We start from the raw sequence: 6,896 nt of genomic DNA on the forward strand, positions 1-6,896 counted from the left end.
CCAAAATAAGGGGGACAATCCGAGAACATTATTCAGAAAGTCTCTAAGAATGATGATTCTGAAACACGTATTGAGTTTCTATATGAAAACAATCAACTAATTGAAGAAAAAGGATTCTCAGATGATGTATTATCATATACTGCCTATTATTACTATGAAAGTGACTTATTGATAGAAAAGAAGACTGTCTCTAAAGGCGGTTTAGAAATCCGTACAGTGTATTCTTATGGGGATAAGACTCGGACGCTAACTCATTACAGTTCTGATGGAAGTATATCTTATATTGGAACGGAATATCTAGATGAGGATGGAAAAATGCTAAAAGGTGTTATTACCACAGCTGACGGAGAAGTTACAGATACTACTACAATGTATTATGAAAATGATTTATTAGTGAAAAGCATTCGAGAGAGAGCTGGCGGTTTCGTTAATACCTTTAACTTAGAGTATAATAATCTCGGTGATAAAAGTATGGAATACAATATCTTTTCTATTGGAAAGGTAAATCGTTTAATAGCTAATTTCTATGACATTGAGTATAATGAGGATTTATTACCCGAAACCGTTACTATTTATCGGGTACAGTCCCCAATAGCAGAAGAAAATATTAGAGATTATCAATAATCTGTTGCATCTTATCTTTTAAATGCGTCATTGAAAGACAGTAAAATATTTTATTGTGGAATTAGTAGGTTTAGTGTAACTGACGGCATATAACAGCGTATTTACGGGAGGTGCTTGCAGCGCGTGTTGATGGAAAGATCAGCGCACCACATCCCTTCACCGGAAGCGAAGCACCGCCAAGACGGTCTATCTTTGGGGTCCAGCTCGAAGGCGTCGTAAACACAGAAACGTTATGTGTCAGAAACTGCTAGCTTTGCCAGGTTGTTAAAACAAAGAATAGGGGGTTGGGGTGATATTGATTAATCGAATTCATATTTTAGGGGCTTCAGGATCTGGAACAACAACGCTTGCTGAAAGACTTAGTCAAGAATTTAGTTATAACCATTTAGACACCGATAACTTCTTCTGGGTTAAGACTGACCCGCCATTTAAGCACATAAGAGAAGTGAGTGAACGAATTAAGCTATTAGGTGAAAAACTCGACAATGTAGATAAATGGGTACTGTCTGGGTCCTTATGTGGTTGGGGAGATATATTTATCCCAAAATTTGAATTAGTGGTTTTCTTATGGATACCAGAAGAAATTAGGTTAAATAGAATACTAAATAGAGAAAAGAGAAGATATGGTGAAGAAATAAACCCTGGTGGAAAAATGTATGAACAACATTTAGAATTTATGGAATGGGCATCAAAGTATGATTTAGGTGATTTAGATATAAGAAGTAAAAAGTTACATGAGCAATGGCTAAATAATTTAAATTGCAAAGTCCTCAGAATTGAAGAAGACATAGAGATTGAGGAGAAATTACAAAAGGTTAAAGATATTATAAGTGAAGATAAATATTAAGCTCTAACATAATTAGTGGAAGTAATCGCAGTTTCCATCACCTAACAAAGTGTTTACACAGGGGTGCTGGAGGCAAGGTCACCGGAACTGAATCCATAGCCATAATGAAGCAGGGTCAGGCACCACACCTTCTCACTGGGTGGTAAGCACCGCCAAGACGGTCTATCTTTAGGGTCCAGCTCGAAGGCGTCGTAAACACTGGAACGTTAGGTGAAATCACTAGCTAGTTTTTCGTAATAAGAGTAAATTTATATAACACAAATATATATTTAATAATTCTATAGAAGAGGAGATGAAGGTTAATGAAATTGGATGAAATTAAATTCCCTGAAAAGATAGAATCAAAGAAAATTAGGTTAAGGAAACTAAAACTTGAAGATATATCAGTAATTTATGACATTTACTCAAATGAAGATTCTGCCAAACTAGACGATTGGATTCCTTATACTAAAATTGAAGAAGCAGAAGCTCTGATTAATAAGTCAAATAAAGACTTTGTTGATAAGAGTGAGTTAAGATATGGTATAGAAGATGTAACAAGAAATATATTAGTGGGCAGTTGCGGCATTTTTGGATTTGATGAGTGGAATAAGAAGTGTATGCTATACTATCATATACATCATAATGAGCGTAATAAAGGATATGCAAGTGAAGCGGTTAAGTTACTTGTAAGGTATGCATTCTATGAGCTGAAATCTAATCGAATTGAAGCCTATATTACACCAGGAAATGACAGTTCAATTAGAGTTCTTGAGAAGAATGGCTTTATTAATGAGGGTTTACTAAGACAAATGGAATTTTATAAAGGTCAATTCTGGGATGGTATAGTGATGGCTATATTAAAGAGAGATTATGAAGCAAAGTGAAAGGTGGTCTTCCGCTATTGACTTCACATAACATACAGTTTCCAATATCCTACAAAAAACCGTGTAGGACATCGGAAACTGAACAAGCGTTATGTGACACCATGTTAATAGAAAGTAAGGTGCTCCCAATGTTTAATATGAAGAATTATAAGCCTAGATTTTTTCATTCTAGTGAAGATCTTATGAGCTTAAAATGCCACGATGACCCAGTCTTCATGCGGTATTTTATAAAGATAACCTTCTAAGAATAGTTTATATTTTATTTATTCAAAAAAAAAATATAGACACTCATATTTGAAATATGAAGGGATGTGAAGTCTTTTGATTAGAAGTAAACGATGTAGCTACTCGGTGCAGTGATAAATCTGGCAGCAGACCGCATCGAGGAGTATATATGTTGTCAGGTAACTGCACCGTTTTTCATAATACTCAAAACTAAAAATGAAAAGAGGTTCAGTTATGAATAAATCTCCTTATTTAAACATAAACCGCATTGAGTTCGTTACAACCTACCAATGTAGTGGAAAATGCAAGCATTGCTCTGTAGGAAAAGAGATTAACAAGAGTTCCCATTTTAAGCACATAGCGACAAAACAAGCATCAGATGCAATTAAAAAGCTTTCTCAACTATTTTCTGTGTCATCTATAATGACATTTGGAGGAGAACCGCTATTATATCCTGATGTAGTTTGTGAAATTCATGAAACAGCTGCTTTATGTGGCATAGGTACCAGACAACTGATAACAAATGGCTATTTTTCTAAAAATGATGAAAGGCTAATGAGTGATGCATCATTATTAAAGAAATCGGGAGTTAATAATTTATTGCTATCTGTTGATGTATTCCACCAAGAGATTATCCCATTCGAAGCAGTCTATAGCTTTGCGAAATGTGTAAAAAAAGTTGGTATTCATGGAGTTCAGCTCCATCCTGCTTGGGTTTTAAATGAAGAGTACTATAGTCACTATAATTTGATAACAAAAGAAATACTCGCTAGATTTACAGATTTGAAAATTCCTGTTTCAAATGGAAACAATATTTTTATGGCAGGAAACGCTGTAGAATACTTAGCAGAGTATTACGATAAGCCTCAATTAGATTTATCTGATTCGTGTGGATCAATGCCTTATACAGAGCCATTAACAAATATAACTTCAATACAAGTGATACCAGACGGAAACGTTATGGTTTGTGGATTTGTTATTGGTAATATTTATAATGAGAGCATCGAAGAAATTGTGTCCCGATACAATCCATATGATAATGAATGTATGAGTGCCATTATGACAGGGGGTACTTCAGCCCTAATTGAGTTCGCAGAAAGAAATAGAATATCAATTGATTATACAAAGTGTTATAGCATCTGCAATATATGTCATAAAATAAACAATGAATTATCAGCCAATAATCGTACAAAATGTTGATGTATTTTATTATGAATTTTAGAGTTTTGTTAAAGGGAGTGCCGTTCATGGCACTCTCTGAACAAGAGGCTTTGGCACTACAGATAAAACTGTGTTTACGGCAGGTGCTGGAGAGCACGTTCTTGGGGGAAGGTCAGAGCACCACATCCCTTCACCGGGAACGAAGTTCTGCCAGGTTGGCAGGATCAGGAGGGTCCAGTTCGAAGGCGTCGTAAATATAAAAATGTTATGTAAAATGCCCTACAAAGACCAACTCGTTCATGAGTTAAATTTGAAGAAGAACTTTGCAGATAAAAAAGAGGTCAAAATGAGAATAATTTGTATTATAGGAAGTGCACGTTCAAATGGAAGTACAGCAGCTATTGTTGATAAAATTATTGAAGGTATGAGAGAAAGTAATGTTGAAGTTAGTAGATACTGTCTTGGAGATATGAATGTTAATTTTTGCTTAGGATGTAAAAAATGTTATGAATATAGTGGAAGATGTATCCAAAATGATGATATGGATACTATTATGAGTGATTTGTTAAAGTCAGATATTGTAGTAATAGCATCTCCATCTTACTGGGGAGATATTACAGGTCAATTAAAGGTGTTTTTTGATAGGAGTACTCCATATTGTGATACAAATGAGAATAGGATTGCTATTCAAAAAGGGAAAAAAGGTATATCTGTAGCAATAAGAGCAGGTCAAAGTGATAGAGAAAATATTCATATTATTGAATCAATTGAGCATTATTATGGACATCTTGGCATTACACCTATTGCAAGTTTATCAATAAAAGGTGTTAATACAATTGATGACTTGTATAGCAAAGAGGATGAAATCAATAGAGCTTATGAGCTAGGGAAGAATATCATTAATCTAGTATAAAACCTAATAAGGCTGTATTTGAACAAGCTGATATTCGATATGACTTGTGAATTGAAAAGGATGTACATAAGCAATAATTGGTTTGAATATCACTTTATAGAGAAAGTAGCTAAGAGATGAATGGTATAGATTAATAAAATATATTAATAATCATACATTTTATCATGAAGGAGATTTAGGGATAAAAGATAGGGAAGCTTTTGGATACTATGAATTGAAAGAGTTTATGAAGCATCATCTATATGTTTGCACAAAGAATTCTGAGGAATTAAAAAGGCACATTGCTTTAAGAGATCATTTAAGAAAACACAAAGAAGATCGAGAAAAGTATAGTTTTACAAAATTTCGGGCAGCTGAAAAGTTTCCAGAAGATATAGATAGCTATATGGCATTCAAAAGTGAATGCATTAATGAAATTTATAAAAAATGTGGTTTACTGAGTGAAAATTAGTTTTAGAGATATAAAGTAAAGTAAATTAATAGAGGTGAAACATATGAGAAAAACCCTTCAAGATGTGGCAAGCTATTTAAAGGATATTATGGTACTCGAAACTCACGAAGCATATGGGATTAATCCTACATATACAAATGTTTCAGCTGAAGAGAGGGTACGGGAGGGCGTTCTGGCCTTTAGAGCCTTTTTGGTTCGGCTTTACAATGTTTTATACACAAGAGGGGATATCTATGATAATAGCAAAAAAGTTGCCCATGAATATGAAAACCGCACTACCCTTTCGGTGTATTATCCGTTCCTGCACAATGTAAAAACCATACTGATGAACATTGGCTATTATGGCACACCAGTTGAAAACGAGCAATCTCTCGTCTGTGGAAATACCGTATTCAATGGAAAGCTTTCTGTTAACAAAAACCTTCAATGCCTGCGGTTTCTGGCGGATTGCGGCATTTGCATTGATGGCATAGATATAAATGAGAATAAGCAAAACTTGTCAAACATAAAAGCCATAAAGATTACATATCCAGATAACCCCACTATGCTGACAGGCCTGAAGGTCATGGCAATGGCAGAAATAGACCATGGTACCCTCGTCAACCAGGATGTTTTCTTGCGCTGTGATTACAGGGTATTGAAAAAGGATAAAACCGATGTGCTTTCCATCCTGCAGGATACCATAAAGCCTTTATCCGCAGATGTACAGGATTTCATTCTGCAACTGCATCAGCGCTATCTGGATAGTGGACTTACCTGTGCTGTGGAGGTAAAAGGGTTTCATATCTATATAAAGTATTGTTATAAACGGAAAGATTTATGGGGAATTAACGCTTCCCTCAACAACGGCTATCACATCAATGTGAAATCGACAAAGACCCACGAATACACTGACACCATTAAAACCTTTTTACCAATTTTGCAGGAACTGATTGCAAAGGGATATGGCTGCGGCAGAAAAAGAGAAATCGGTCATTGTGATGGCGGTTGTCGTGGACTTCCCATATCATTGGATGATTCTGTTTTAGATATTCGAAATGATATTAAAACGTGGTTTGATCAAGAAGTGTCAAGCTTGCAAAAGAAATAAACATTTTATTAATTACTACACCTTCTTTTTCGGTGGCAAGCACCACCATGACGGACTATCTGTAGAGTCCAGTTCAAGAGCGCGTAAATACTGAAACGTGATAAGCCATTGAAAGCATTTAACGCGACATCGTGTCGCGGATATGGGAGTAGGGCTTTGATGAAAGAACAGCTATAAGGTGCTACCTAGAATAGTTGTTTTATAGGAGGGGTTAATAATGGAAGTCAAAATTATTAAAGGAAATAAAAAGTCTTTTTTAGATTTATTACTACTAGCAGATGAACAAGAAGATATGATTGATAAATATTTAGAGCGGGGAGAATTATTTGCCCTATATGATGGAGATTTAAAAAGCATTTGTGTAGTAACGCAGGAAGATGAAAATATCTGTGGACTGAAAAATTTAGCTACATATGAAAAATATCATGGAAAAGGTTATGGAAGATACCTAATAAGTTATATATTTGAGTACTACAAGGATAAGTGTAAAACGCTTTTAGTTGGTACAGGAGATATTCCATGGATGATTTCATTTTATGAACATTGTGGATTTGAATTATCACATAGAGTGGAAAGTTTCTTTACAAATAACTATGACCACCCTATTTATGAGGATGGAATTCAATTGGTTGATATGGTTTATTTAAGGAAAGATTTTTGAAGATTAAGTAGAAATTTTATTTGATAATGCAATAAGTAAAGCATTCCTGTAATACGTG

8 protein-coding genes are annotated in these 6,896 nt (G+C 34.8%); all 8 read left to right on the forward strand.

Going from position 1 to position 6,896, the window contains the following annotated elements; genetic code table 11:
- Positions 1-168: 168 nt before the first annotated feature.
- The 8 genes from F8153_RS15690 (at position 169) to F8153_RS15725 (ending at position 6,838) form a co-directional block, all read left to right on the forward strand.
- Positions 169-624 carry a hypothetical protein gene (locus F8153_RS15690; protein WP_151867302.1) on the forward strand — a complete coding sequence of 152 codons (456 nt, stop codon included), beginning with the start codon at positions 169-171 and terminating at the stop codon, positions 622-624.
- A gap of 289 nt (positions 625-913) precedes the next feature.
- Positions 914-1,471 carry an AAA family ATPase gene (locus F8153_RS15695; RefSeq protein ID WP_243137014.1) on the forward strand — a complete coding sequence of 186 codons (558 nt, stop codon included), beginning with the start codon at positions 914-916 and terminating at the stop codon, positions 1,469-1,471.
- A 302-nt stretch (positions 1,472-1,773) separates the two neighbouring features.
- On the forward strand, positions 1,774-2,337 hold the full coding sequence (locus tag F8153_RS15700; RefSeq protein ID WP_151867303.1) for a GNAT family N-acetyltransferase: 564 nt from the start codon (positions 1,774-1,776) through the stop codon (positions 2,335-2,337).
- A 459-nt stretch (positions 2,338-2,796) separates the two neighbouring features.
- Positions 2,797-3,762 (forward strand): radical SAM protein, encoded by a 966-nt coding sequence (locus F8153_RS15705; protein ID WP_192929866.1) that lies wholly within the window; start codon positions 2,797-2,799, stop codon positions 3,760-3,762.
- Between the two features lie 91 nt (positions 3,763-3,853).
- Entirely contained in the window at positions 3,854-4,636 is a 783-nt protein-coding gene (locus F8153_RS15710) for a flavodoxin family protein (protein WP_151867305.1), read from the forward strand.
- A gap of 133 nt (positions 4,637-4,769) precedes the next feature.
- Positions 4,770-5,087, forward strand: coding sequence for a GrpB family protein (locus tag F8153_RS15715; protein WP_151867306.1), 318 nt, complete (start codon positions 4,770-4,772; stop codon positions 5,085-5,087).
- A gap of 43 nt (positions 5,088-5,130) precedes the next feature.
- Entirely contained in the window at positions 5,131-6,177 is a 1,047-nt protein-coding gene (locus tag F8153_RS15720; RefSeq protein WP_151867307.1) for a hypothetical protein, read from the forward strand.
- Between the two features lie 217 nt (positions 6,178-6,394).
- The gene (locus tag F8153_RS15725) at positions 6,395-6,838 is read left to right on the forward strand and encodes a GNAT family N-acetyltransferase (protein ID WP_151867308.1); all 444 of its coding nucleotides are present in this window, start codon (positions 6,395-6,397) and stop codon (positions 6,836-6,838) included.
- Positions 6,839-6,896: the final 58 nt, after the last annotated feature.

The sequence above is a fragment of the Alkaliphilus serpentinus genome, from assembly GCF_009017255.1.
GTDB classification, from domain to species: domain Bacteria; phylum Bacillota; class Clostridia; order Peptostreptococcales; family Natronincolaceae; genus Alkaliphilus_D; species Alkaliphilus_D serpentinus.